Annotated in this window: 22 protein-coding genes; 16 read left to right on the forward strand and 6 right to left on the reverse strand. The window is 43.6% G+C overall.

Annotation, left to right across the window (positions count from 1 at the left end):
• The first annotated feature begins 17 nt into the window (after positions 1-17).
• The 4 genes from WKT03_RS12150 to WKT03_RS12165 all read left to right on the forward strand — a co-directional run bounded on the left by WKT03_RS12150 (position 18) and on the right by WKT03_RS12165 (position 6,105).
• The gene (locus WKT03_RS12150; RefSeq protein ID WP_021944944.1) at positions 18-719 is read left to right on the forward strand and encodes an ABC transporter ATP-binding protein; all 702 of its coding nucleotides are present in this window, start codon (positions 18-20) and stop codon (positions 717-719) included.
• Between the two features lies 1 nt (position 720).
• Positions 721-3,231 (forward strand): ABC transporter permease, encoded by a 2,511-nt coding sequence (locus tag WKT03_RS12155; RefSeq protein ID WP_340392272.1) that lies wholly within the window; start codon positions 721-723, stop codon positions 3,229-3,231.
• Positions 3,232-3,760: 529 nt separating this feature from the next.
• Complete coding sequence (locus tag WKT03_RS12160; RefSeq protein ID WP_340392274.1) at positions 3,761-5,050, forward strand: dihydroorotase; 1,290 nt, start codon at positions 3,761-3,763, stop codon at positions 5,048-5,050.
• A 62-nt stretch (positions 5,051-5,112) separates the two neighbouring features.
• A complete protein-coding gene (locus WKT03_RS12165; protein WP_117822093.1) occupies positions 5,113-6,105 on the forward strand; it encodes a Gfo/Idh/MocA family protein in 993 nt (330 codons plus the stop codon).
• Here the strand turns inward: WKT03_RS12165 and WKT03_RS12170 are convergent.
• Entirely contained in the window at positions 6,088-6,840 is a 753-nt protein-coding gene (locus WKT03_RS12170; RefSeq protein WP_161117541.1) for a helix-turn-helix transcriptional regulator, read from the reverse strand. The genes WKT03_RS12165 and WKT03_RS12170 overlap by 18 nt on opposite strands.
• 242 nt (positions 6,841-7,082) lie before the next feature.
• Here WKT03_RS12170 and WKT03_RS12175 point away from each other — a divergent pair, with 242 nt between their 5' ends.
• The 4 genes from WKT03_RS12175 to aguB all read left to right on the forward strand — a co-directional run bounded on the left by WKT03_RS12175 (position 7,083) and on the right by aguB (position 11,912).
• Complete coding sequence (locus tag WKT03_RS12175; RefSeq protein ID WP_021944939.1) at positions 7,083-7,700, forward strand: cytidylate kinase-like family protein; 618 nt, start codon at positions 7,083-7,085, stop codon at positions 7,698-7,700.
• 183 nt (positions 7,701-7,883) lie between these two features.
• On the forward strand, positions 7,884-9,239 hold the full coding sequence (locus tag WKT03_RS12180) for a Na+/H+ antiporter NhaC family protein (protein ID WP_117785683.1): 1,356 nt from the start codon (positions 7,884-7,886) through the stop codon (positions 9,237-9,239).
• Between the two features lie 20 nt (positions 9,240-9,259).
• Positions 9,260-10,909: an amidohydrolase gene (locus tag WKT03_RS12185; RefSeq protein WP_340392278.1), complete on the forward strand. Its 1,650-nt coding sequence runs from the start codon at positions 9,260-9,262 to the stop codon at positions 10,907-10,909.
• A gap of 148 nt (positions 10,910-11,057) precedes the next feature.
• Complete coding sequence (aguB, locus tag WKT03_RS12190) at positions 11,058-11,912, forward strand: N-carbamoylputrescine amidase (protein ID WP_340392280.1); 855 nt, start codon at positions 11,058-11,060, stop codon at positions 11,910-11,912.
• Here the strand turns inward: aguB and WKT03_RS12195 are convergent, their stop codons facing one another.
• A complete protein-coding gene (locus WKT03_RS12195) occupies positions 11,913-12,218 on the reverse strand; it encodes a DUF1294 domain-containing protein (protein ID WP_340392283.1) in 306 nt (101 codons plus the stop codon). It abuts the gene before it with no gap.
• A gap of 173 nt (positions 12,219-12,391) precedes the next feature.
• Between WKT03_RS12195 and WKT03_RS12200 the strand changes: the two genes are divergently transcribed.
• From WKT03_RS12200 to pnuC, 6 genes are all read left to right on the forward strand, one after another.
• On the forward strand, positions 12,392-12,898 hold the full coding sequence (locus WKT03_RS12200) for a GNAT family N-acetyltransferase (protein ID WP_021944934.1): 507 nt from the start codon (positions 12,392-12,394) through the stop codon (positions 12,896-12,898).
• A gap of 472 nt (positions 12,899-13,370) precedes the next feature.
• Positions 13,371-14,054, forward strand: a complete 684-nt coding sequence (locus WKT03_RS12205; protein ID WP_021944933.1) for a hypothetical protein — start codon at positions 13,371-13,373, stop codon at positions 14,052-14,054.
• A gap of 18 nt (positions 14,055-14,072) precedes the next feature.
• Positions 14,073-16,544 carry a 1,4-alpha-glucan branching protein GlgB gene (gene glgB, locus WKT03_RS12210; protein WP_340392286.1) on the forward strand — a complete coding sequence of 824 codons (2,472 nt, stop codon included), beginning with the start codon at positions 14,073-14,075 and terminating at the stop codon, positions 16,542-16,544.
• Positions 16,545-16,604: 60 nt separating this feature from the next.
• Positions 16,605-17,168, forward strand: coding sequence for a GNAT family N-acetyltransferase (locus WKT03_RS12215; RefSeq protein WP_340392288.1), 564 nt, complete (start codon positions 16,605-16,607; stop codon positions 17,166-17,168).
• A gap of 120 nt (positions 17,169-17,288) precedes the next feature.
• Positions 17,289-17,489 carry a cold-shock protein gene (locus tag WKT03_RS12220; RefSeq protein ID WP_008402657.1) on the forward strand — a complete coding sequence of 67 codons (201 nt, stop codon included), beginning with the start codon at positions 17,289-17,291 and terminating at the stop codon, positions 17,487-17,489.
• Positions 17,490-17,632: 143 nt separating this feature from the next.
• The gene (gene pnuC / locus WKT03_RS12225; RefSeq protein ID WP_118662547.1) at positions 17,633-18,313 is read left to right on the forward strand and encodes a nicotinamide riboside transporter PnuC; all 681 of its coding nucleotides are present in this window, start codon (positions 17,633-17,635) and stop codon (positions 18,311-18,313) included.
• Between the two features lie 271 nt (positions 18,314-18,584).
• On the opposite strand, the gene WKT03_RS12230 is transcribed toward pnuC, so the two are convergent.
• Genes WKT03_RS12230 through WKT03_RS12245 form a run of 4 tightly spaced genes read right to left on the reverse strand, consistent with a single transcriptional unit; the run spans position 18,585 to position 21,594 of the window.
• Positions 18,585-19,520: a thiamine pyrophosphate-dependent enzyme gene (locus WKT03_RS12230; RefSeq protein WP_008402654.1), complete on the reverse strand. Its 936-nt coding sequence runs from the start codon at positions 19,518-19,520 to the stop codon at positions 18,585-18,587.
• Between the two features lie 14 nt (positions 19,521-19,534).
• A complete protein-coding gene (porA, locus tag WKT03_RS12235; protein WP_008402653.1) occupies positions 19,535-20,716 on the reverse strand; it encodes a 2-ketoisovalerate ferredoxin oxidoreductase subunit alpha in 1,182 nt (393 codons plus the stop codon).
• Positions 20,717-21,019, reverse strand: a complete 303-nt coding sequence (locus WKT03_RS12240) for a 4Fe-4S binding protein (RefSeq protein ID WP_008402652.1) — start codon at positions 21,017-21,019, stop codon at positions 20,717-20,719.
• Positions 21,019-21,594, reverse strand: coding sequence for a 2-oxoacid:acceptor oxidoreductase family protein (locus WKT03_RS12245; protein WP_008402650.1), 576 nt, complete (start codon positions 21,592-21,594; stop codon positions 21,019-21,021). Before WKT03_RS12245 ends, WKT03_RS12240 begins: the two co-directional genes overlap by 1 nt.
• A gap of 292 nt (positions 21,595-21,886) precedes the next feature.
• Here WKT03_RS12245 and WKT03_RS12250 point away from each other — a divergent pair, with 292 nt between their 5' ends.
• Positions 21,887-23,068: a transglutaminase domain-containing protein gene (locus WKT03_RS12250; protein ID WP_340392295.1), complete on the forward strand. Its 1,182-nt coding sequence runs from the start codon at positions 21,887-21,889 to the stop codon at positions 23,066-23,068.
• A gap of 120 nt (positions 23,069-23,188) precedes the next feature.
• A complete protein-coding gene (locus WKT03_RS12255) occupies positions 23,189-25,480 on the forward strand; it encodes a hydratase (RefSeq protein WP_340392298.1) in 2,292 nt (763 codons plus the stop codon).
• Positions 25,481-25,523 lie beyond the last annotated feature (43 nt).

Here is a 25,523-nt window from a genome sequence, read left to right on the forward strand (position 1 = left end):
AACAGGAGGAAGCGAGTATGTATTTAGAGGTATCAGATGTAAAAAAAAGTTATGGAGAAGGTGGAAGCTACATACAGGTTTTAAAGGGAGTATCCCTTCAGGTAAAGCAGGGCGATATGTGTGTCATTCAGGGAACCAGTGGTTCCGGTAAGTCTACGTTATTGAACTGTATCGGTGGACTGGATACGATCGAATCCGGTTCGATCAAGGTAGACGGAACCGAGATCGCAGGCATGAAAGCAGATGAATTATCTGACTACCGAAGAGATTATCTGGGATTTATCTTCCAGTTCTATAATCTGGTACCGAACCTTACCGTGCGGGAGAATATACAGATCTGTGAATATCTGACAGATCAGCCGCTTAATATGGATGAGCTGCTTGAGATACTGGGACTGACAGAGCATCAGAATAAGTTTCCGGCACAGTTGTCAGGTGGTCAGCAGCAGAGATGTGCGATCGCAAGAGCACTGATCAAAAATCCGAAGCTGCTCTTATGTGATGAACCGACTGGAGCACTCGATTCCAAGACATCAAGGGATATCCTGATCCTTCTGGAGAAGATCAATGCGACCTATGGAACGACAATGCTGATCGTAACGCATAATAATTCCATTAAGAATATGGTCGATCAGGTCGTGATCGTAAAGGATGGTCAGATCAGGAAAGATTATTACAATGAGACAAAGGTACCGGCAGCAGAATTGGAGGATTTATAAGATGCAGAAAGTATTGAGAAAAAGGATTTGGAGAGATTTCAAAAGCAACCTTCCAAGATATCTGGCATTGTCCCTTCTGATCATACTTGCCATGTATCTGGTAGTCAGTCTGGTCGGTGCGGCAGAAACGATCATTCGCGGAAGTGAGAATGCTGACAGCAGACAGTGTGTTGAGGATGGAGATTTTTCACTGTTTGTACCGATGAAGGATGAAGAAATGGAAGATTTGGAGGCGGATGGAGTGACGATCGAGCCACAGTTCTATATGGACTATGAGATTGACGAAGATCACACGATCCGTATCTTTGCAAACAGGGATGAGGTCAACAGGATCGATCTGGTAAAGGGCACACTTGCAGAAAAGGGAAATGAGCTGGTGGTAGAACGCCAGTTTGCAGAGAAGAATGATATATCAGCAGGTGATGTGATTACATTTGGCGGACGGGAATTTACCGTTACCGGAATCGGTACAACACCGGATTATGATAACGTATTAAAATCTCTGGGAGATACCGGATGCGACTGCCTGCATTTTGGTACGGGATTTGTTGCAGCTGATGTATACGATACACTTCGTGCGGAAGAAAAAAGTATAAAGTCAGAGGAATATTATTATGCATACCGGTTAAATGGTGCTATGACGGATGATGAATTAAAAGACCGCTTGGAGGAGCTGGAATTTACATCCGGAGATGTAGAAGATCCATTTTTTCAGGAATACTGGGATCGTACGATGGGAAAGAAGGACGATCTGACAGATGGTATTCAGGAGCTGTTAGATGGAGCAAAAGAGTTAAAGGAGCTTAAGGCATTTGAAGATGGAATTATAGAATATACAGACGGAACAAAAGAAGCTGAAGATGGTTCCAATGAACTGCTGGATGGTATTCAGGAGTTAAAGGATGAGATAGATGATATGATCGATGACATCTTCTCAGAGGATGCACAGAACCTTATGACTTTTGTAAAGGCAGGGGATAATGCGAGAATTCAGGCGGCTTCTGGTGATCAGGAATTATACCGGAGCGTTGGTACGATCGCAGGTGCGATCCTGTTGATCCTGATCTCTTATGTATTATCAGTGTTCGTTGTACATTCGATCGATCAGGAAAGTGCCGTTATCGGTGCGTTATATGCACTTGGGGTAAAGAGAAAGAATCTGATGGCACATTATGTAACACTTCCGACTGTGATCACATTTGTTTCAGGTCTGATCGGAACACTGCTTGGATATTCAAGCCTTGGTGTGCCGATCCAGATGCAGGACTGCTACAACTATTATTCCCTTCCGGATCTGGATGTTATCTATATGCCATATCTGTTCATTTATGGAATCGTGGTTCCACCGGTTATTTCTATAATCGTTAATTCACTGGTTATCCGAAAGAGGCTGTCGAAGCCGGTTCTTACAATGATCAGGAATGAGCAGAAGGTTGGTAATGGTAAGGATATAAGGCTTGGAAATATGAGCTTCATGAATCTGTTCAAGATCCGCCAGATGCTTCGTGAGAGCCGTACCGGATTTACGGTAGTATTTGGAATGTTTGTAAGTCTTCTGCTGGCGATGATGTCACTGGAGATATATACTTACTGTGCGAATGTAAATCGTGATTATGTAAATGATACAAAGTATGAGTATATGTATACCTACAAATATCCGACAGAGGAAGTTCCGGAAGGTGGATATGAGGCATATGCAAAGACACTGAAAAAGAAAATTTACGGTTACAACTTTGACATAACAGTTATGGGACTGACAGAGAATAATCCGTTCTTTGATGTGAATCTGTCAGATTCATCCAGTAAGGTTGCGATCAGTTCTTCGATCGCTTACAAATACGGCCTGGATGTTGGTGATACTCTGACACTAAAGGATGATGAAGCAGATAAGATCTATGCATTTGAGATCGCATCTGTTGCGCAGTATGCTCCATCCTTTATGGTATTTATGCCATATGACAAGGCGCTTGAGTTATTCGACGAACCGGAGGATTATTTCAATGTTGTATTTTCCGACCATGCACTCGATGTCGAGACCGGAAGATTATATGCAACAACGACAAAGACCGATGTGAAGAAGGCTGCCGGTATCTTCTCGGATATAATGCAGGGAATGATCCTTACAATTGGAGGAGTATCTGTTCTGATCTTCATTGTTGTAATGTATCTGATGATGAAGGTTATGATAGATCGGTCTTCTTTCAACATTGCGTTGATTAAGATCTTCGGATACCGGAATAAGGAAGTGAAGAAGATGTATCTGGATGGTAATTTCTATATCATAACGATAGGAGCATTGATTTCGATTCCACTGACCAAATGGATCATGGATGTGGCTTATGAGCCTGCTTTTGTTCCGAATATTGCCTGCGGTATCGACAAGTCCTTCCCATTCTGGATGTACCTTGCCATCTTCGCAGGTATCCTGATCCTGTACTTCATCATCAACCATCTGCTGATCCGCAGAATCCGCAAGATGGTGCCTGCTGAAGTGCTGAAGAACAGAGAGTAGTAATTGCGAACATATAAGTTTTAATGTGAATGAGCTCGCTTGATATTACCAAGCAGGGGACGCTTTCGCTCGTTTCGGTCTGCAGCGGTACTAAGATGCCGCATATGCGCCATCTAAGGACCGGCGACCTCAAATGCCCCTGTCTCGGTAATTCAACGAGCTCATTCATAATTTAAGCTGAGAAGTTCGCAATTATTCTTTTTCGCCCAGTATTATAGCTCAAACAAGCACCCGCAGACGATGGCAATGTGTTTCGCATAACGAAAAACTTCGTGAGTGTCTCATGCAGGGGGATTATGTGGAAGTAATACCAGTTATGATGTAAGAACCGGAAATGCTTGTTGCGTTCATATAATTAAGATGTTACAGCAGATATAAGATAAGAGCAAAAAGGCGGTTGTGTTGAAAAGACAGGTTGTGGTAAACTGGCATTGCAGGCAGGTGGATCAGGTATAGCGTAAAGAGAGTCTCAGGATGGAAGTGAGATATGGCACATGCCTGCGGATAGTATATATCAGGAGGATATTGCATGTTATTAATAAAGAACGGCAGGGTCGTTGATCCTGTGACAAATACAGATCGGAAGCTGGATGTGCTGGTTGATGGTGCGGTGATCACAGAAGTGGAACAGCAGATAGATCCGGAAGCATGCAGGGAAAAGTATGGTACAGATGATATTTGCGTGATCGATGCGGAAGGTCTGGTGGTTGCACCGGGGCTGGTCGATACACATGTACATTTCAGAGATCCGGGCTTTACTTATAAAGAGGACATCGAGACCGGAGCAGAGGCTGCCGCTTATGGCGGATTTACGACGGTTATCTGTATGGCAAATACGAAGCCGGCAGTTGATAATGTAGAGACACTTGAGTATATTCAGAGAAAAGGGGAAACGACTGGGATCCATGTGATCCAGACGGCGACCGTTACAAAGGATCTGAAGGGAAAAGAACTTGTAGATATGGAACTGCTGGCAGAACATGGTGCTGCCGGATTTACAGATGATGGTATCCCGATCATGGATGAAGAAGTCTTAACGGAGGCAATGCTTCGTGCGAAAGCGCTTGATCTGCCGATTAGTCTGCATGAAGAAGATCCTGCATTTGTAAAAGGTGCAGGTGTGAATATGGGAGCCGTATCCGAGCAGCTTGGCTATGGTGGGGCTTCCAGAACAGCAGAGGATGTCATGGTCGCAAGAGACTGTATCCTTGCCCTTCATACAGGAGCATCTGTCTGTATTCAGCATATCAGTTCCGGAAATTCCGTTGAGTTAGTAAGGCTGGCAAAGAAGCTTGGTGCGGATGTTCATGCAGAAGCAACACCACATCATTTTACACTGACAGAGGATGCAGTTCTGACCTATGGAACAATGGCAAGAATGAACCCACCGGTCAGAGAAGAAGCGGACCGGTTGAAGATCATTGAAGGTATTCAGGACGGCACGATCGATATGATCGTAACCGATCATGCACCGCACAGTGCAGAAGAAAAGGCACGTCCGATGGCACAGGCACCGAGTGGGATCACAGGCCTTGAGACATCACTGGCACTGGGAATCCGTTCACTGGTACAGCCGGGCTACATCACACTTATGAAGCTTATGGAGCTGATGAGTAAGAACCCGATGGAGTTCTACCGGATGACACCGGGCAGCATCCAGGCGGGAGCGCCGGCTGATATTGTGATATTTGGAGAAAATGAAGAATGGACCGTTGAACATTTCCATTCCAAAGCCTTGAATTCACCGTTTTTTGGTTGGACACTTCCGGGAAAGCTTCATTACACGATCTGCAACGGTAAGATCGTAGCAGAGAACTAGAACACAGGGGATACGGGTACATACAGGGAATCATACATTTTTTTGTACAGGAGGAAGAAGAAATGGCAAAAGAATTAAGATGGGCAGTACTTGGTACAGGTGTAATTGCAAATGAAATGGCACAGGCGCTGGAACAGATGGGTAAATCCTTATATGCGGTAGGAAACCGTACCCATGAGAAGGCAGTTGCATTTGCGGAGAAATATCATGTAACAAAGGTATATGATGATTTTCATGAGATGTTTACAGATCCGGAGATCGACATTATCTATATTACAACGCCGCATAATACCCACATTGAATTCCTGAGACAGGCACTTGCAAACGGCAAGCATGTATTGTGTGAGAAGTCGATCACGTTGAACAGTGATGAATTAAATGAGGCATTGCAGATTGCAGAGAAGCATCATGTGATACTGGCGGAAGCCATGACGATCTGGCATATGCCATTATATAAGAAATTATGGGAGATCGTATCATCCGGTGAACTCGGAAAAGTTCAGATGATACAGTTGAACTTTGGAAGCTATAAAGAATATGATATGAATAATCGTTTCTTTAACATCAATCTTGCCGGTGGTGCATTGCTTGATATCGGAGTATATGCACTCAGTCTGATGCGCAGCTTTATGGCAGAGACACCGGATCAGGTGATGAGTCAGGTGCGGTTCGCGCCGACAGGGACGGATGAGCAGGCAAGCATCATCCTGATGAATAAAGAACAACAGATGGCAGCTATTACGCTGTCCATGCATTCAAAGCAGCCAAAGCGTGCAATGATCAGTTGTGAAAAAGGGTATATCGAGATCATGGAATATCCAAGAGCTGATAAAGCGATTATCGTAGATGCTGCAAGCGGAGCAGTTACACCGGTAGAAGCCGGTGAAACAAAGCGTGCGCTTGAATATGAGATGCGGGATATGGAAGAAGCGGTACAGTCCGGAGATGTAAGCCGGATGCAGATGCCTTTTACCGGAGATGTCATGAACATCATGACAGACCTTCGAAAGAACTGGGGCTTAGTCTATCCGGAAGAATCAAGAAAGACGGAGTAGATCCCATTTTGATGAGGTTCCGGTCTTTCGGAAAATATTCTGTAAGTGCTTCTGGATCGTGTTCTCACTGATCCCGAGAGTGGCTGCAATCTCATCGTTATTTGCAAATGAAAAGATCAGAGACAGGATCTCTGTCTCTCGTGGAGTAAGGTCATAGCCTTTTGCAAGTGCCGGGATACGGTTTGCAAGAGCGGTATGGCCTTTCTCTTTTTCCGGATATAGGATCTGTTCATAGGTTACGTTGATATGCTTGCCAAGAGAACGGAAGAAGAACATATCATCGTCTGTAAAATCCCCATCGATCTTGGTACGAAACAGCGTCAGGATACCGGAGAATTCTCCACTGCAGATCATGCTGTACTGTAAGGAATCGTAGACATGGAATTTCTGATAACAGTGCTGATAGAGAGAAGAGTTCAGACGGACATCATCATTTACCAGATCGCTTTCTCTTACAAGCTGGGATTCCCGTACATTGTTGATCCAGAGCAGATGATCCTCACTCATATGATCGATGTAGAGCAGTTCTGCTTCATAGAAATAATCAGGAAAGCAGACCGGAGTCGGTACGATCTCAGTTCGGTTTTCCGGATTGACGGAGATAATGCTCGCATAAGTAAATGGGATCAGCAGGCGAAGTCTTGGGAGAAATTCATCTCTCAGTGCTTCATAGGATTTACATTGGTACAGCGTATATACGATATCGTTATAGATCAGAAAGTTGTTCTTTTCCATTGTGGGTCTCCTTCGCGTGAAATGATGTTGATTTTCAGGCAGATGCCAAGACTGCTTCATTTGCATAGCAAGCCATCCGGTCGAAAGTTATATAAATACAATTATATATTACAAAATACTTGTTTTCAAGTATATACTACCGAAAATGATTAGCATTTACCTCAAATTAATAATTGAAAAACAGTAGGGAATTGAGATAAGCTATAAAACGAAAAAGAGATCAGAGAAAGGAAGCGTTGCGGATGAAGGATAAAAAATATGTTATAACAATTACGAGACAGTTCGGAAGTCTTGGAAGACCAATCGCAAAACTGATGGCAGAACAACTGGGAATAGAGTATTACGACAGAGATATCGTGGATCAGGCAGCCAAGCAGTTGAAGCTTCCCGCTTCTGTTGTAGACGAAGAAGAAGAAAGCGCAAAGAAGATCTTCAAGAATCCGTTTTCCAGAATGGTACTTCCGCTTGGCGGTGGCACGAACAGTACCCAGGATGATATTTTCGATGCACAGCAGAATATCATACGATTTCTTGCAGAGAAAAGCTCATGCGTGATCGTTGGACGTTGCTCTGACTTTATTTTAAGCGAGATGGACAATGTGATGAATATATTCATCTATGCTCCGTACCCGGATCGTGTTGAGAATTGTGTGAATTCGATGGGACTGGAAATCGATGAAGCCCGTAAGATGATCGTAGCCGTTGATGAGGCGCGTGATTCCTATCACATGAATTATGCCGGATATAAGCCGGGAGACATCAATCATTGTGATATCCTGATCAACAGCAGTCTGCTCGGTGTAGAAAATACTGCAAAGTATCTGGCAGAACTGGTACGTGAGAAGTTTATCAGTGATTAATAAGGATTAGACGTAATTAAAATTAAGTAGAAACTTATCATATATAATAATTGTAAATAAGTAAATGAAATTGTAAACTAAAAGCAGTTGATACGAAGGCGTATCTGCAATGCTATAAGGCATTGCGGATGCGCTTTTTGTTGTTTTATAAGGAAAAATACAAAACGGAAAGGAAGAATGGTTATGACACATGGCTTGGTGGCACTGTTAATAGTGCTGATCGTAATTGTCGGTTCGATACTGACACATCGCTGCGAAGAATTTATGATCGGGGGTTCTCTGGTCGGCGCGGCAGTTTTATTTAAAGGTTCATTTCTGACACAATGGTGTACGATGCTTCAGGAGACGATTTCGGAAAATGTCTGGATCGTTGTAGTATGCGGATTGTTCGGCAGCCTGATCGCCTTACTTCAGACAGCAAAGGGAAATTATGGTTTTTCTAAGCTGGTTTCCAAATTATGTAATTCAGAGCGAAAGACATTACTTACCACATTTATACTTGGTATATTGATCTTTGTAGATGATTATCTGAACGTTTTATCGATCGGTGCCTGTATGAAGGGTGTTTACGATAAACGTAAGATACCGAGAGAGACACTGGCGTTCATGCTGGATTCCACAGGTGCTCCGGTCTGTGTACTTCTTCCGTTTTCAACATGGGCAGTTTTCTATGCAAGTCTGTTCATTGATCAGCCGAGTGTACAGGCATATGGATTCACCTCCGGTATGAAAGCGTACTTAAGTGCCATTCCATTTTGTTTTTATCCAATCATTATATTATTGATCGTATTTTTATTCTGTATGGGAATCATGCCAAAGCTTGGTGGTATGAAGAAAGCATATAAGCGAGTAGAGGAGACCGGCAAGGTCTACAGTGATGCCAGCAGAAAGTACAATCATGAAAACCGTGCAGGTTATGAAGAAGACGGAAATATCTGGGATTTCGTTATTCCGATGGCAGTCCTTGTAGCGATCGCCATTATCACAGGTGATCTTCTTCTGGCAGTTGTTCTTGCGATCGCATGTTGTATGCTGATGTATCTTCCAAGAAAGGTTATAGCTGTAAATGAATTCTTTGGTGTGATCGTAAAGGGATTTGCGGATATGCTTCCAACCCTTACCTTACTGGTACTTGCGTTCTTATTGCAGAAGGTAACAGAACAGCTTAACATGACAGATTATATAATCGATCTTGCACAGCCATTATTAACAGGCTCTCTGTTCCCGATGATCACATTTATCCTTGTTGCGGCGCTTTGTTTTGCAACCGGATCCTTCTGGGGCATGAGTGCAGTCGTTGCACCGATCGTATTCCCGCTTGGCGCAGCAATCTCCGCAAACCCGGTTCTGATCATGGCAGCAATTATCTCCGGTGGTGCATTTGGAAGCCATGCATGCTTCTACTGTGATGCAACGCTTCTGTCATCGAACAGTGCAGGCATTGATAATATGGAACATGCAGTATCCCAGCTCCCATATGTTATGATCGCAGCTATGTTGTCAATCGTTGGCTTCCTGATCTGTGGATTTATAGTTTAGAGTAAAAGGGGGCATGTGATATGGCAGAATATATTATAAAGAGCCGGGCAGTATTTGATGGTCGGGCGGATAGCTGTAAGCCGCTTGCTGTCTGGATCAAAGATGACAGGATAAAGAAGCTCCTGCCATATGATGAGACAAATGCCGTTCCGGCGGATGTTCCGATATACGATATGGGTGACAAGCTTGTCATGCCGTCCTTTATCGATGCACATACCCATATATTTACCGGAGCGGTAGCCGCAAGTGAATATGTATGCAACACGTTGGATGCCTGCCATTCGGAACAGGAATGTGTGGAGCAGATGGCAGCATATGTAAAGGCGCATCCCGGACAGAAGCGAATCCGCGGAACTGGATGGTTTATCGGGAACTGGACGGAGGATCGTATGCCGGACAAACGAAGTCTGGATGCATATTTCCCGGATACTCCGGTATATCTGGAATGTGCGGATGCACACAGCATGTGGCTGAATTCAGCAGCACTTGTTGAAGCCGGGATCAGACCGAATCCGAGTCTTGCAAATGGCATGATCGAGACTTACCCGGATGGAGAGCTTACCGGAATGTTGATCGAACCGGAAGCCTATGCGCCCGCCATGGAAAAGTTCATGGATTTTACGGATGAAGAAATGACAGAAATACACAGACATTTCAAACAGGTACTTGCGGAGAACGGAGTTGCAGGCTTAAGTGAGATGTTTGCAGAAGATTATACAGAAGAGACTTATAAGAAATATGAATTGCTGAAAAAGCTGGATGATGAAGAAGGGCTGTATGCAAATGTATATGTCTACACGAAGTTATTTGGCTATACCTCATTTGAAAAGTTCTTTGAGATGAAGGAAAAACTGGATTCCAGACATTTTCAGATCACCGGTTTAAAAGGGTTTATTGATGGGGTGACGGAGACTTATACCGGACTGCTCTTAGAGCCATATACAGACCACCCGGATACCTGTGGGGAGAAACTTCCGCTCTGGCCGAGAGCGAAGATGCAGGAGGAGATCACTGCGGCAAATGAGGCAGGCATACAGGTCAGACTTCATTGTATCGCAGATGGTTCTGTGCGCATGGCGCTTGATATGTACGAGGAAGCGGAAAAAAGAACCAGAAGAAAGGATCTCAGAAATACGATCGAGCATATCGAAAATATTCATCCCGATGATATCAGGAGATTCAAGGAACTGGATGTCGTAGCATCGATGCAGCCATATCATCTGATCCTGTCCAATAATGACAAGATCGTGCGGCTTGGAAAGAAGCGGTGCAGATATGAATGGCCGATGAAAAGTATCACGAATACAGGAGCGGCATTTGCAGTCGGAACGGATTATCCGGTTGTGGGATTAGATTCATTTCAGACAATCTATGCGGCAGTGACCAGAAAGGATGCAGACGGAAGAATATCCGGTCAGAATCCGTGGGAGGTCATTGATATGGCGACAGTCTTAAAAGGATATACCTACGGAGCTGCTTACGTCTATCAGGCAGAAGACCGAACCGGTTCGATCGAAGAAGGCAAATGTGCAAACCTCATCGTGCTGGATCAGAATCTGTTTACGATCGATCCTGAGAAGATACCGGATACCAAAGTGGTATGGAATATATTTGAGGGACAGACGATATATGACAGACTGAATAATCTGGCAGGTGTGAGTGGAATATAAGCCGTTGAAAACAGACAATCGGTGGAAGATAGATTTGGCAGATGTAAGTAGAAGGTAAGCCGGAAATCAATGGCAGAAAATATAGGATAAAGAAATAAGATGTTCTGATAACAGTATATAGATATTTTGATAACAGGAGGATATGAGTATGAGAAAGGTAAAGGTAGCGGCTACCCAGATGAGCTGTAGCTGGAATAGAGAAGAAGTGTTAGACAAGGCAGAGAAGCTGGTTCGAAAGGCAGCAGCAGAAGGAGCAAATATTATCTTGTTACAGGAATTATTTGAAACTCCGTATTTCTGTCAGAAGCAGAAATTTGAATATTTTGATCTGGCAAAGCCACTTTCAGAAAATGCAGCAGTAAAACGATTTACCGAGGTTGCAAAAGAGCTTCAGGTTGTTCTGCCGATCAGTTTTTATGAAAAGGCGGGAAATACAGCATTTAATACAATAGCGATCATTGATGCAGATGGAACGATCCTTGGCACATATCGTAAGACCCATATCCCGGATGGACTTCCATATGCGGAGAAGTTTTATTTTACACCGGGAGATACCGGATTTAAGGTATGGAAGACAAAATATGCAGATATCGGCGTTGGCATCTGCTGGGATCAGTGGTTTCCGGAGGCTGCCAGAAGCATGGCACTTCTTGGCGCAGAGCTGTTGTTCTATCCGACTGCGATCGGAAGCGAGCCTACATTAAATGTTGATTCCAAGTCACACTGGCAGCATGCGATGCAGGGACATGCAGCAGCCAATATCATGCCGGTGATCGCATCGAACCGTATCGGAACAGAGACAGATGATGAGTCTTCGATGACATTTTACGGTTCTTCCTTTATCGCAGATCAGACCGGAACGATCGTGGAGGAGACAGACCGTGAGACAGAATCTGTGCTTGTCCATGAATTTGATCTGGATGCGATCGCACAGATGCGTAGAGAATGGGGCGTGTTCCGTGACCGCAGACCGGAGATGTATGGAACTTTGATGCACCATTAATTAAAAATATTTCAAGTATAAGATCACACACATAAGTTCAAGAATGAAGATTGCAGGAAGCCCAATGTAGAATTTGGGCTTCCTGATTTTATGTCGGAATAACAGCATACCAAGAATCGCACCAAAGATTCCGAACACTCCGGCGAGGATCAGGTGGGCTTCCGGGATGCGCCACTTGTGGTGGATGGCTTTCCATTTGTCGATGCCATACAGGAAAAATACGATCAGATTGATCAGGATATATATACTTAAGAATAAATGATCTTTTATCAGTTCAAATAACATATGTGGTTGTACTCCTTTCATCCGTACAGACTGCTTTCACAGAGAAGAAGTTCGTTCCTTCGCAGTTCCCAGTCAAGCAGATTTTCATTATATGCATTTTAAGATGATTTTTGTGGATTGTCTATATTTATATTCTTGAAGCCTGTTTGATACGGGCTTATAATGATGCATAAAATAAGAAAGAAGGACGAAAGATGAATATACAGATCAGAGAATATAAAGATTCAGACATACAGGAGATGAACCGCATCTGGAACCGTGTGGTAGATGATGGAGTTGCTTTTCCACAGGAGGATGACCTGACAGAGGAGACAGGCAGGGGATTCTTTGCAGGCCAGACCTATACTGCGGTGGCAGAGGATACAGACACAGGAAAGGTGCTCGGACTTTATATCCTGCATCCAAATAATGTCGGACGCTGCGGTCATATCTGCAATGCCAGCTATGCGGTAGATGCGGATGTAAGAGGATTTCATATCGGAGAGAAGTTGGTGTCTGACTGTCTGGTACAGGCAAAGGCGTATGATTATCTGGTGCTGCAGTTTAATGCGGTGGTGGCTACAAATGTGCATGCAAGACACCTCTATGAGAGGCTTGGATTTACGCAGCTTGGAACGATTCCGGGTGGTTTTCGCATGAAGGATGGACACTATGAGGACATCTGCCCATATTACTTTGACCTGCGTGAACTTGGCAGATGATCGTTGTTAATTGAAAATTGATTTCAGACATGGAATGGCGGTCAGATAATATAATGTAAGACAGTAAAGATTTCTATTCGGTTCGTGCACTGATTTGTCGGCAGTCGCCCAAACTCGTCCGTATGGACTCAAACATGGGCTTGGTGCTGACAGTTAGCACAAACCTCATAACGAAATCTTTTCTATGTCATTGCATTATATTATCTGACCGGCAATTCATTGCCTGAAATCAAATACAGATTAAGATACGATCATCTGCCAAGTCTTTACGGATCAAAGTAATATGAGTTGAATAAAATGTAATTTTAAGAGCGAAGACAGTATGTGGTAGAAATATATAATGAAGAAAGCAGTATGTTTTCTTTACACAAGTCAATTAAAATGGTAAAATAATTAATGTGCGTAATAAGAACGATATAATTTATTTGATGTGTCAAATAAGACTTTAGAATAGAAATCAGGATAGATAATCATGTTTAAATATAGATTTTTTCAGGTGATCCTTGCGATCGCAGTTGTAATGCTGATCGTGTCGTCTGCGGTGTTTATCTCATTCCAGGGAGTGAATATCAGTGAAGCAGAGTACACATCAGAGATGACCGGACGAACATTTGAGACAGATGGAGCAGATGGTTCGGAAACTGCTCTGACGGAGTTCGAGGCGTGGCTGGAGTACAGCATCATTGCGGATGGACTGAAGGAAACCGGAAATAATGTTGATTTTGATAAAGGAAATGTGAAGCTTTGCGACTATAACCTGACGCAGCTTAGACAGTTGAAGAAGGTGAAGGATGAGGCGAAACGAATGATGTTCCTGTCGGTGATCCTGCTTATCATAGGATTTCTGGCAGTAAAGAAAAGACGAATGTATGAGTGTGTCGTATGGGGCGGCGTTGCAGCAAGTGTGATCGGAATAGTATCACTGATCCTGCTCGCGGTATCCGGAAGCGGCATTTTCTATGGCGTTCGTGAGATGGTATTTAAAGGCAGGTATGATGTATTTTTCTCAGGGGATGACAGACTGATCGCGCTGATCCCGGATAATCTGGGACTTCGGATGTTCCTGATCTATACAGGAGTGATACTTGCCGGACTTGTTATTACGATCATAGTACGACTGATAAGCTGGCGAAAGACACAGCCACACAAATTCTAATATATTCAGGAGGGTTATATGAACAAGAGAATCAACGATTGGATCAACTGGGTACTGTATGATGAACTGATCGCAGGTAAACTGAATGCACCAAAGCACCTGTTGGGTATTCATGAATATGGGGAAGGACAGATCATCACAGCCTATCGTCCACATGCGGTGGAAGTGAAGGTTACATCCAGAACAGGTAAAAAAGTTCATACGATGGAGAAGGTAACGGATGAGGGATTTTATGCGATCTTTTTCCCTAAGAAGGAATTTAGCGGAACAAAATACAATCTGGTGACAACTTATGAGGATGGAACGACTGTTACGACAGCAGATCCATATGCATTTGACAGCCAGATTTCAGATTTTGATTCTTATTTATTTGCAGAAGGCAAGCACTACGAGATCTATAATAAATTTGGAGCACATCCGATGACGATCGATGGCGTAAAGGGAACCTATTTTGCAGTATGGGCTCCGGACGCGCGGAGAGTCAGCGTTGTCGGTGATTTCAATATGTGGGATGGTAATTTACATCCGATGCAGCTTCGACCAAACGGTGGAATCTATGAGCTGTTTATTCCAAATGTGCTTTCCGGCGCAGTATACAAATACCAGATTTTGACCCGTTATGATGAGATCTTATATAAGAGTGATCCATACGGAAATCAGGCACAGATGCGTCCGGACAATGGTTCGGTTGTTGCAGATCTGACGACCTACAAGTGGAAAGATACTGCATGGGTAAATAAGAGAAAAACCTACAGCAGAACAGATCGCATGAAGATGCCGATGACCATCTATGAGATGCATCTCGGTTCATGGAGAAAGAAAGTTGAAGACGATGACAGCGGCTTCTTCAGTTATAGAGAGTTAGCTCCGATGGTTGCGGATTATGTAAAGGATATGGGCTATACACATGTGGAGATCATGGGTATCGCAGAGTATCCGTTTGATGGTTCCTGGGGCTATCAGGTAACGAATTATTATGCACCGACATCCAGATACGGATCGCCGGAAGATTTCATGTATTTTATTGACTATTTACATAGTAAGGGAATCAGTATCATCTTAGACTGGGTACCTGCACATTTCCCGAAGGATGCACACGGACTTGGCAGATTTGATGGTATGCCGCTCTATGAGCATCCGGATCCAAGAAGGGGCGAGCATCCGGATTGGGGTACTTATATTTTTGATTATGGCAGAGCAGAGGTTGCAAACTTCCTGATCGCAAATGCACTTTTCTGGGTGGAGAAGTTCCATATCGATGCGTTACGGGTAGATGCTGTTGCATCCATGTTATATTTGGACTATGGTAAGCAGGATGGACAGTGGCTTCCAAATGAAAATGGCGGCAATGAGAACCTGGATGCAATTAAGCTGCTGCAGAATATTAATGCAGTTATGGAAGAAAAGAATCCGGGAGCATTCCTAATCGCAGAGGAATCAACTGCATGGGCCGGTGTGACTGCTCCGGCATCCATGAACGGACTTGGCTTCCTGTTCAAATGGAATATGGGATGGATGAATGACTTCCTCGAGTATATGAAGATGGATCCATATTTCAGAAGCTTTAACCATAACAAGCTGACCTTCAGCTTATCCTATACATATGCAGAGAATTATGTTCTTGTCATTTCACATGATGAGGTCGTACATCTGAAATGTTCAATGATCAATAAGATGCCGGGAAGCGAACCTCAGAAATTTGCAAATCTTCGTCTGGCATATGGTTATATGTATGGCCATCCGGGCAAAAAGCTGTTATTCATGGGTCAGGAATTTGCACAGCCGCGCGAGTGGAGCGAGGCAAGAAGTCTTGACTGGTTTGTCCTTGACAATCCGTTGAATCAGGGTGTACAGCGTTGGGTAAAAGCGTTAAATAATCTGTACAATGCGAATGATGCGTTATATGCAAATGACAGCGATGTGATGGGCTTTGAGTGGATCGACTGTGACCATCCGGATAAGGGTGTGGTTTCATTTATCCGTCGAGGTTCTACACCGAGTAAGCAGTTGTTATTTATCTGCAATTTCGTGCCGGTTGAATATGATAATTATGAAGTTGGAGCACCTTGCTTCACAACATATAAAGAAGTCCTGAATTCCGATGACGTACAGTTTGGCGGAGCAGGAAGATTAAACAGTGGTAAGATCAAGGCTATCGATAAGAAGACAGAACGTATGCCTTATTCGATCAGTGTAATAGTACCGCCACTTTCTACTGTTGTTCTGGAATATGATTACACCGATGTAACACCGGAGGATATTCTGAAGAAGAAAGAGGCAGAAAAGAAAGCGGCAGCAGCAAAACGCGCGGCTGAGAAGAAAACGGCTGCGAAGAAAACTGCAACGGAAAAGAAGGATGTAGAGACGACGGAAGTTGTAAAAAAGGAGTCGGAGAAGAAGACGGCTGCGACAAAGACAAAAGAAACAGTAAGTAAGACAAAGCCTGCACAGACAAAAGCGGCGGTTTCAAAGAAGACTACTAAGAAATAATAAAAAATGCTGGATCGTACTTGTGCGGTTCAGCATTTTTTGTAGGCATAAGGAGAAGACATGAAGATAGAAAAAGTAAGTACAGCAGATGCGGAGGAGCTTCTCGCAATCTATGCACCCTATGTAGAAGAAACAGCAATATCATTTGAATATGAAGTACCGTCTGTAGATGAATTCAGGAACAGGATTGAGCAGATCTCAGCAAAGTATCCATACATAAAGGCAGTCGTGGATGGGAAAATCGCAGGCTATGCATATGCAGCAGGTTTCAAAGACAGAAAGGCATATGACTGGTCAGTGGAAACAACGATATATATTCGAAAAGACTGCAGGCAGCTGGGGCTTGGCAAAGCCCTATATGAGAATCTGGAAAAACTACTGAAGAAAATGGGAATCCTGAACATGAATGCCTGTATCGCAAGTCCGGCAGCAGAGAGCGGACATCTGACGGATGACAGTTACAGATTCCATAAAAAAATGGGCTTTACGCTGGTTGGGCGTTTTCATAACAGCGGCTATAAGTTTGGTGAATGGTACGATATGATCTGGATGGAGAAGATGATCGGCGAGCACGAGAAGAATATGCCGGATGTAAGATTTGGTCAATGGAAAAGAAATTTATAAAAAACACTTGCAAAAAGATAATCCAAGCAATATAATACAGGAGAAGTGCAAAGAGGCACAGAGCGAGAAGCTCTGTGCCTCTTTAGTTTTCCAGGTATTAAGTTTTAGGAGGAAATTCAAATGAAAACAGGTACAGTAAAATGGTTTAATGCAAAAAAGGGATATGGATTTATCAGCGATGAGAATGGTGATGACATTTTTGTACATTTCTCAGCTTTAAATATGTCTGGTTTCAAAGTATTGGAGGAAGGCGACAAAGTTGAGTTCGAAGTAATTGAGGGAGAAAAAGGACCTCAGGCTGCAAATGTAACAAAGCTGTAAGCTGATACATAATGAAGATACCTCATGACAGATCATCGGTACTCAGAATTTTGAGAACCGATGATCGCCATGGGGTATTTTTCTGCGGATTCTTGCTGAAATTATGATTATATATTAGAATAGCGGCACAGGAGAAAGAAAATATGAACAATCCAATAAAAGAATTAACAAAGAAGGAATGGATCATCTGGTTAGGATCTATTTGTATCGTATGCATATCGAACCTGCTGACAACAGATTTTGATCTGCTGACTCTGGTAGCTGCATTAGTGGGTGTAACTTCGCTGATCTTTGCAGCAAAGGGAAATGTATGGGCGCAGATCCTGATGGTGATATTCAGCATCCTTTATGGGATCATTTCCTACCGGTTCCATTACTGGGGCGAGATGATTACATATCTTGGCATGACAATGCCTATGGCGATCTGGTCTACGATCACATGGCTCCAGAATCCTTCCGGCGGAAACGGAAATGTCGTAAAGATCCAGAAGCTGAACCGGAAGCACATCATAGGGCTTGTTATATCCGGCGTGATCGTAGCGGCAGTATTTTATTATATTTTAGTTGTATTCGATACCCCGAATATTATATTCAGCACCATATCGATCATAACCAGTTTTCTGGCAGCGGCACTTACGATGCTCCGTTCCTCGTATTATGCAGTATGGTATGCGGCAAATGATATCGTGCTGATCATTTTATGGGTGCTGGCATCCATGAAGAATCCTGCCTATATCCCGGTCGTTGTGAATTTCGGTATCTTCTTTATCAATGATATGTATGGCTATATCAGTTGGAAAAGGCGGGAACGGATACAATTGTAAAATGCAGAAAAAGTGGGCTGTTGGTACTATTACTTTACACAAGAGAGTTTGTAGCTGTGGAGCTGAAGAAGTTACCGACTAATAAAAAACAGAATCCCCGCTATGGTGTGTTTTACTATTCATAAAGCAAGCCTTTGGGAGCGTCGGTTCTTAGTGAGTCGCTATATGCGACGAACTTTTCATAGGTATGGAATAGTGAGACAGGCAGAAAATAAATCAGCCCTTGGGGTATATTATAACCCCAAGGGCTGATTTATTTTCGTATGTGTGATTAGTTCTTCGAACAGCGGAACAGCAGATCCTCCCAACGGCGATCCACTTCCTCCTGATACTGAACGAGTAAATGCTCATTTTCAGGCTTGAACAAATGCTTGAAACGTCCCTGTGTCCGTAAGAAGTCCTCGATCGGAAGCTTCTTCTTAGGAGAATAGCTTAAGATCCATTTGCCTTCGATGACTTCAAATAAAGGCCAGTAGCATGTTTCAACTGCCAGCTTACAGATATCCATGATCTGTTCGGTAGGATAACGCCAGCCACGAGGACAAGGAGCCATAACATTTAAGAAAGCAGCACCCGGTGTGTAGATGGCTTTTTCGGATTTCTCGTAGATATCACGCATATTACCAAGCAGAGTAGTCTGACCGACATAAGGGATATCATGAGCTGCCATAACCTGTGCCAGATCCTTACGGTTCTGCATCTTACCGTTTGACTGGGAACCGACAGGAGTGGTTGTTGTATCTGCATACATCGGAGTAGCGGAAGAACGCTGGATGCCGGTATTCATGTAAGCACCATTATCGTAGCAGACATATACCATGTCATGACCACGCTCCATAGCACCGGATAAAGACTGAAGACCGATATCATAAGTACCGCCGTCACCGCCAAATGTTATGAATTTATATGTTTCATCTAATTTACCCTTTTTCTTTAATACATGATAAGCAGTCTCTACACCGGAAAGGGTAGCACCTGCATTTTCAAATGCATTATGAATGTAACTGTCTTCGTAAGCAGTATATGGATACATGAAGGTGGAAACCTCCAGACATCCGGTAGCGTTACCGATAACTGCTTTGTCACCCTCATGAAGGGCACGGAGTACATTACGAACTGCGATCGTACCGCCGCAGCCTGCACACATTCTATGACCCGGAGCAAGACGCTCAGGCTTGTTCATTACTTCTTTAAAATTATATGCCATTTTGTCTTACCTCCTTACTTTCTAAGTCCAATATACTGATACTGCGGAATGGTCTTGCCCTGCTCGATCATTTCCTCTAACTGGTTAAATACATCGGTTGCTTCCACTGTTGTATAATCTCTGCCACCAAGACCGTAGATATAGCTGACAGCCTTTGTAGAAGCTCCGATATCATACAGGTGCTCCTTGATCTCAGCAGATAAAGGACCGCCGCCTGCACGGAAGCCTTCGGAACGGTCTAAGATCGCAACTGCTTTTGTATGAGCCAGCGCCTTTGCAATTTCTTCACCGGGGAATGGACGGAAGACACGGAGCTTTAATAAGCCGACCTTCTTGCCCTGTGCGCGCAATGCATCGATTGCTTCTTTTGTCGTTCCTGCTGCGGAACCGATCATAACGATCGCATAATCAGCATCTTCTAATTTATATTCCTCAAAGAAGCCATACTGTCTGCCGGAGATCTTTGCGAAATCATTCGCAACATCCAGGATCACCTGCTTGGCATTCTTCATAGCTTCGTTTTGATTCATTTTGGATTCCATATAGAATGGAGAAGTTGCATATGGACCGACTGCCATAGGCATCTTTGGATTCAACAGGTACTGTTCCGGATTGTATTCACCGACAAATGCTTTTACCTTGTCATCCTCTAACAGTTCGATATTCTCAACTGCGTGGCTGGTGATGAAACCATCCTGACAGATCATGATCGGAAGACGGACATCCTTGTGTTCTGCGATCCGGTAAGCCTGTACGAAATTATCATAAGCTTCCTGATTATTCTCTGCATAGATCTGGATCCATCCGGTATCTCTTGCACCCATACTGTCTGAGTGGTCGCAGTTGATATTGATCGGGCCGGATAAAGCTCTGTTTACAAGAGCCAGTGCGATCGGCAGACGATTGGAAGCTGCAACATAGAGCTCCTCCCACATCAGCGCCATACCGCAGGAAGAGGTTGCTGTTAAGACACGACAACCGGCAGCACTTGCACCGATCGCAGCACTCATAGCACTGTGCTCACTCTCGACCGGAATAAACTCTGTATCGATCTCACCGTTTGAAATATATGTAGAAACAAACTGTGGAATCTCTGTAGAAGGGGTGATCGGGAATGCCGGCATGACATCCGGGTTGATCTGCTTGATCGCATAAGACACCGCTTCATTTCCTGATAAACGTTCTCTGATACCCATTTATTTGCCCTCCTTCATCGTAATAGCACCAAACTTACACTGATAAGCACAGATACCGCAACCCTTGCAGTGGTTCAGATCGAAGTCAAGACGTTTGCCGCCTACGACCGGGATGCAGCTGTCCGGACAGACCGGTGCACATAACAGACAGTGTACACATTTGCTCTCATCTATGACGGGAGTAGCAGTTCTCCATTCACCTGTGTTAAATGCTTTGGAAGTACCACCGCCGTACACATGGTTACCGGGTGTGATTTCTGTATATTTACTTTTTTCATGTATTCTGCTGATATCTGTTCTCATTACTTGGTTACCTCCTTAAATGCAAGCTCAAGGGCTTTCATATTTCCATCGATAACCTCAGGCTTCTTTGCAAATTTGTGCTGATAGGAAAGTCTCATATCTGCAAGGAAATCATCCTGCTCCATGATACCGCTGACTGCAACGATAGCAGCAAGCATAGGAGAATTCGGGAAGTTCCTGCCGAGTGTCTGCATCGAGATCTCCCGGGCATCTAATGTATAAACTTTTCCTTTGTAGCCATTTAAATGAGGACGAACCTCATCCGGTGTCTTTGGGGTGTTAATGACGATCGCACCATCTTCTTTTAATCCGGCGGTTACATCCACGGATTCCAAGAGGGACTCGTCAACGACAACAACATACTGTGGGGTGTAGATATTGGAATGAACGCGGATCGGATCGCTGCTGATTCTGTTATAAGCAGTGATCGGCGCACCCATTCGCTCCGGACCATATTCCGGAAAACCCTGAACGTATTTTCCTGTTTTAAAAGCTACGTCTGCAAGCAGCAGAGCAGCAGTTTTGGCACCCTGGCCGCCCCGGCCATGCCATCTGATCTCAATCGTATCTTTCACTTTTTAATCTCTCCTTGTGACTATAAACGCATCGATATGTCAGAATGAATATAGAAATGATTTCCCCTATTATTTCAGACAAATAGAAGGTTTATTGAAAAAAATTCTTAATAAAACGTAGACTTTTTTATTATATCATGTATAAATAAGAAGTAAATAAAAATTTTTTTGTAAATAAGAGAAGAAATTTGAACGAATAAAAGGCGGAAAAGTGCAGATAACAGAATTTCGTCATAATGAAAAATGAGGTATAATGAATCGCACCAAGAATGTTAAAAAAGAGGAGAGAAAAATGTCAAAGGGGAAAAAAGTAAAGGTCGTAATTGAGGGAATCATTCTGTTGTTTATTGTTTACTGTGTCGTTTTAAAGATGCTGCCGGTATCGACAGGAAGACTGTCAACATACGAAGAGATCAATGATGCAGTAGCAACAGCCGCTTCAAGGTATAAGAATACGGTTACGCTAAAGACAACAGGGGAACCGTATATGGATTATCAGTCGGTCCTTGACAAGCTGATGGAAAAGAATATGTATGCAGGTGGAGAATTTTATGCATTTTCTTATGTATATACGCCGGATTCAGGTGGAGAAAAAGTAGCGGTAAGGATCAGTCATATGAGCCGGTTAAAAAGCTTTCTTGTATTTATCCGTTCCGGTCAGATTTCGGGGAAGATAAAGGGGCTGTCAGATTACGAGAAAGTGAAAGCGGTACATGATTATATTATCTTACATAATGAATATAACCGCTCATCCGGTGGTGCATGTAATACTCTGTACAGAGGAGATTCGGCATGTAACGGATATGCGCTGGCATTTTATATCATTATGAAAAAGGCCGGAGTCCCGGTTACCTGTGAATACGGTTATGGACTGGAATCCGAGCATCTGTGGAATCGGGTTCAGGTGGATGGACACTGGTATAATATCGATCTGACATGGGATGATCTTGGTGGACAGAATGTCGGATATGATTATTTCCTTAAATCTGATGCGGACTGGCAGGGACATGATCATGGCGGTTCCGATGCAGAAGTTTCTATGGATGTGACAGGAAAGACGGCAGCGGAATATTATAGAATGTTCCCGAATTATAATGCGATTATGATCTGGTCGATCATCGGAGTGATCGCGGCAGGGTTTGCATTATATATCTGGCTGCTTGACCGGAAGATGAAACGGAAGAAGTTAGAGAAAGCCCGTTTGGAAGCACAGGAGGAAGCGCAGAGAATGGAAGAACTCCATAAGAGAATGCAGGTGGTTACAGGGGCATTTACAGATGAAGCGACCGTTCCGGCGGATAGAAATGCAGACACGGACTATCAGACAGCACCATATATGACACAGATGGCAGAGAATGTAGATGAGATTACCATGAATCATGAACAACCCCAGACTGCGGACCCTTCTGAAAGTGCTTCACAGAATAAAGGCAGTGGTGCTCATTCAGGGTTCCGGTTGAAGCAGGATGATTAAAAATATAATAATGAAAACTTTCATCGGCATAGTTGTTCACAACTATGCCGATTTGTGTTAAAATAAACAGCGATTGACAAAATGAGAAAAAGAATCACCAACAAATCAGGAGGAAATAGAATGATTAAATTATTTGACAATGGTGCTTATCTTTTGAATGGCACAGAGCTTGTAGAAGACAATGCCGATGCAAATGCGATTCTTACACAGAAGTTAGGTACAGCCCCATCCAAGGAAGAAGCTGCAAGGAATACTATGGCATACGGTATCCTGGAGAAGCACAACACATCTGACAATATGGACAATCTTAAGATCAAATTCGATAAGATGACCTCTCATGATATAACATTTGTAGGTATCATCCAGACAGCAAGAGCTTCAGGACTGAAAGAATTCCCGATCCCTTATGTCCTTACAAACTGTCATAACTCCTTATGTGCAGTTGGTGGTACGATCAATGAGGATGACCACATGTTTGGTCTTTCCTGCGCAAAGAAATTCGGTGGTGTTTATGTTCCGCCTCATCAGGCTGTTATCCATCAGTTTGCAAGAGAAATGCTTGCAGAATGTGGCGCAATGATCCTTGGTTCCGACAGTCATACCCGTTATGGTGCGCTCGGTACAATGGCGATCGGCGAAGGCGGCGGAGAGCTTGCAAAGCAGCTCTTATGCAGAACTTACGATGTAGCTAAGCCTGGTGTAGTAGCAATCTATCTGGACGGAGAGGTTGCAAAGGGAGTAGGTCCTCAGGACGTTGCTCTTGCAATCATCGGTGCAACCTTCCAGTGCGGTTATGTTAAGAATAAGGTAATGGAGTTCGTAGGACCTGGTGTTGATAAATTATCTGCTGATTTCCGTATCGGTATCGATGTAATGACAACCGAGACAACCTGTCTGTCCTCTATCTGGAAGACAGATGAAAAGATCAAAGAGTGGTATGATACACACTATAGACCGGAAGCATACAAGGAAATGAATCCGGGCCCAGTTGCTTACTATGATGGCGTTGTATATGTGGATCTGTCAAAGGTAAAACCAATGATCGCTATGCCATTCCATCCAAGCAATACATATACAATTGAAGAATTAAATGCAAACCTGATGGATATCTTAGACGACTGCGAGAAGCGCGCACTGGTTAGTCTGGACGGTAAGGTTGACTTCACATTAAAGGATAAAGTCCGTGATGGCAAGTTATATGTAGAACAGGGAATCATTGCCGGATGTGCCGGTGGTGGATTCGAGAACATCTGTCAGGCAGCGGATATCATCCGTGGAAGAAGCATCGGTGCAGATGAATTTACATTATCTGTATACCCTGCATCAACTCCTATCTATATGGAGCTTGCAAAGAACGGTGTACTGGCTGACCTGATCGAGACAGGTACGATCGTTAAGACAGCATTCTGCGGCCCTTGCTTTGGTGCCGGAGATACACCTGCAAATAATGCATTATCAATCCGTCATTCAACCAGAAACTTCCCGAACCGTGAAGGTTCCAAGATCCAGAATGGTCAGATCTCATCCGTTGCACTTATGGATGCACGATCGATCGCAGCGACAGCAGCTAACAAGGGATACCTTACAGCAGCTACAGATCTGGATGTTGAATACAAGGGACAGAAATATTTCTTCGATAAGAGCATTTATGACAGACGAGTTTACAATGGTGTCGGCAAGGCTGATCCATCTGTTGAGATTAAGTTTGGTCCGAATATCAAAGACTGGCCGGAGATGATCGCACTGACAGACAACCTGTTATTAAAGGTTGCATCTGTTATTAACGATCCTGTAACAACTACAGATGAACTTATTCCATCTGGTGAGACATCTTCCTATCGTTCAAATCCGCTGGGACTTGCTGAGTTCACTTTATCCAGAAAAGATCCTGAATATGTAGGCCGTGCAAAGGCAATTCAGGCAGTTGAGAAGAAGAGAGAAGAACTTGGATGCTTCTGCAAGGCAGATGAATCCATGAAGCCTATGATGAAAGAAATCAAAGCAAAATTTGCAGATCGTGAGATCACAGGTTCCAATACCGGTTACGGCAGTACGATCTTTGCTGTAAAGCCGGGTGACGGCTCTGCCAGAGAGCAGGCTGCTTCCTGCCAGAAGGTACTTGGCGGCTGGGCAAATATTGCTAAGGAATATGCAACAAAGCGTTACAGATCCAACCTGATCAACTGGGGTATGCTTCCATTCATCATGGAGGAAGATTTCGCATTTGATAATGATGATTATGTATTTATTCCGGGTATCCGTGAGGCTGTTCAGAATAAGAATGAGATCATCAAGGCATATGTGGTAAATAAAGACTTCAAGGAATTAGATCTGAAGCTTGGAAGCCTGACCGATGATGAGAGACAGATCATCATGGATGGCTGCCTGATCAACTACTATAAGAACAACTAAGGTATTCTAATATAACAATTTCCTTACAAGGTGAGTCCTACCT

Source organism: Coprococcus sp. HCN-4056, from assembly GCF_037892645.1.
Lineage (GTDB): Bacteria > Bacillota > Clostridia > Lachnospirales > Lachnospiraceae > Coprococcus > Coprococcus ammoniilyticus.

Bases quoted from the DNA above. Each gene is read 5' to 3' on its own strand.
- WKT03_RS12150 (WP_021944944.1), top strand. From the start codon at position 18: ATGTATTTAGAGGTATCAGATGTAAAAAAAAGTTATGGAGAAGGTGGA.
- WKT03_RS12155 (WP_340392272.1), top strand. From the start codon at position 721: ATGCAGAAAGTATTGAGAAAAAGGATTTGGAGAGATTTCAAAAGCAAC.
- WKT03_RS12160 (WP_340392274.1), top strand. From the start codon at position 3,761: ATGTTATTAATAAAGAACGGCAGGGTCGTTGATCCTGTGACAAATACA.
- WKT03_RS12165 (WP_117822093.1), top strand. From the start codon at position 5,113: ATGGCAAAAGAATTAAGATGGGCAGTACTTGGTACAGGTGTAATTGCA.
- WKT03_RS12170 (WP_161117541.1), bottom strand. From the start codon at position 6,840: ATGGAAAAGAACAACTTTCTGATCTATAACGATATCGTATATACGCTG.
- WKT03_RS12175 (WP_021944939.1), top strand. From the start codon at position 7,083: ATGAAGGATAAAAAATATGTTATAACAATTACGAGACAGTTCGGAAGT.
- WKT03_RS12180 (WP_117785683.1), top strand. From the start codon at position 7,884: ATGACACATGGCTTGGTGGCACTGTTAATAGTGCTGATCGTAATTGTC.
- WKT03_RS12185 (WP_340392278.1), top strand. From the start codon at position 9,260: ATGGCAGAATATATTATAAAGAGCCGGGCAGTATTTGATGGTCGGGCG.
- aguB (WP_340392280.1), top strand. From the start codon at position 11,058: ATGAGAAAGGTAAAGGTAGCGGCTACCCAGATGAGCTGTAGCTGGAAT.
- WKT03_RS12195 (WP_340392283.1), bottom strand. From the start codon at position 12,218: ATGAAAGGAGTACAACCACATATGTTATTTGAACTGATAAAAGATCAT.
- WKT03_RS12200 (WP_021944934.1), top strand. From the start codon at position 12,392: ATGAATATACAGATCAGAGAATATAAAGATTCAGACATACAGGAGATG.
- WKT03_RS12205 (WP_021944933.1), top strand. From the start codon at position 13,371: ATGTTTAAATATAGATTTTTTCAGGTGATCCTTGCGATCGCAGTTGTA.
- glgB (WP_340392286.1), top strand. From the start codon at position 14,073: ATGAACAAGAGAATCAACGATTGGATCAACTGGGTACTGTATGATGAA.
- WKT03_RS12215 (WP_340392288.1), top strand. From the start codon at position 16,605: ATGAAGATAGAAAAAGTAAGTACAGCAGATGCGGAGGAGCTTCTCGCA.
- WKT03_RS12220 (WP_008402657.1), top strand. From the start codon at position 17,289: ATGAAAACAGGTACAGTAAAATGGTTTAATGCAAAAAAGGGATATGGA.
- pnuC (WP_118662547.1), top strand. From the start codon at position 17,633: ATGAACAATCCAATAAAAGAATTAACAAAGAAGGAATGGATCATCTGG.
- WKT03_RS12230 (WP_008402654.1), bottom strand. From the start codon at position 19,520: ATGGCATATAATTTTAAAGAAGTAATGAACAAGCCTGAGCGTCTTGCT.
- porA (WP_008402653.1), bottom strand. From the start codon at position 20,716: ATGGGTATCAGAGAACGTTTATCAGGAAATGAAGCGGTGTCTTATGCG.
- WKT03_RS12240 (WP_008402652.1), bottom strand. From the start codon at position 21,019: ATGAGAACAGATATCAGCAGAATACATGAAAAAAGTAAATATACAGAA.
- WKT03_RS12250 (WP_340392295.1), top strand. From the start codon at position 21,887: ATGTCAAAGGGGAAAAAAGTAAAGGTCGTAATTGAGGGAATCATTCTG.
- WKT03_RS12255 (WP_340392298.1), top strand. From the start codon at position 23,189: ATGATTAAATTATTTGACAATGGTGCTTATCTTTTGAATGGCACAGAG.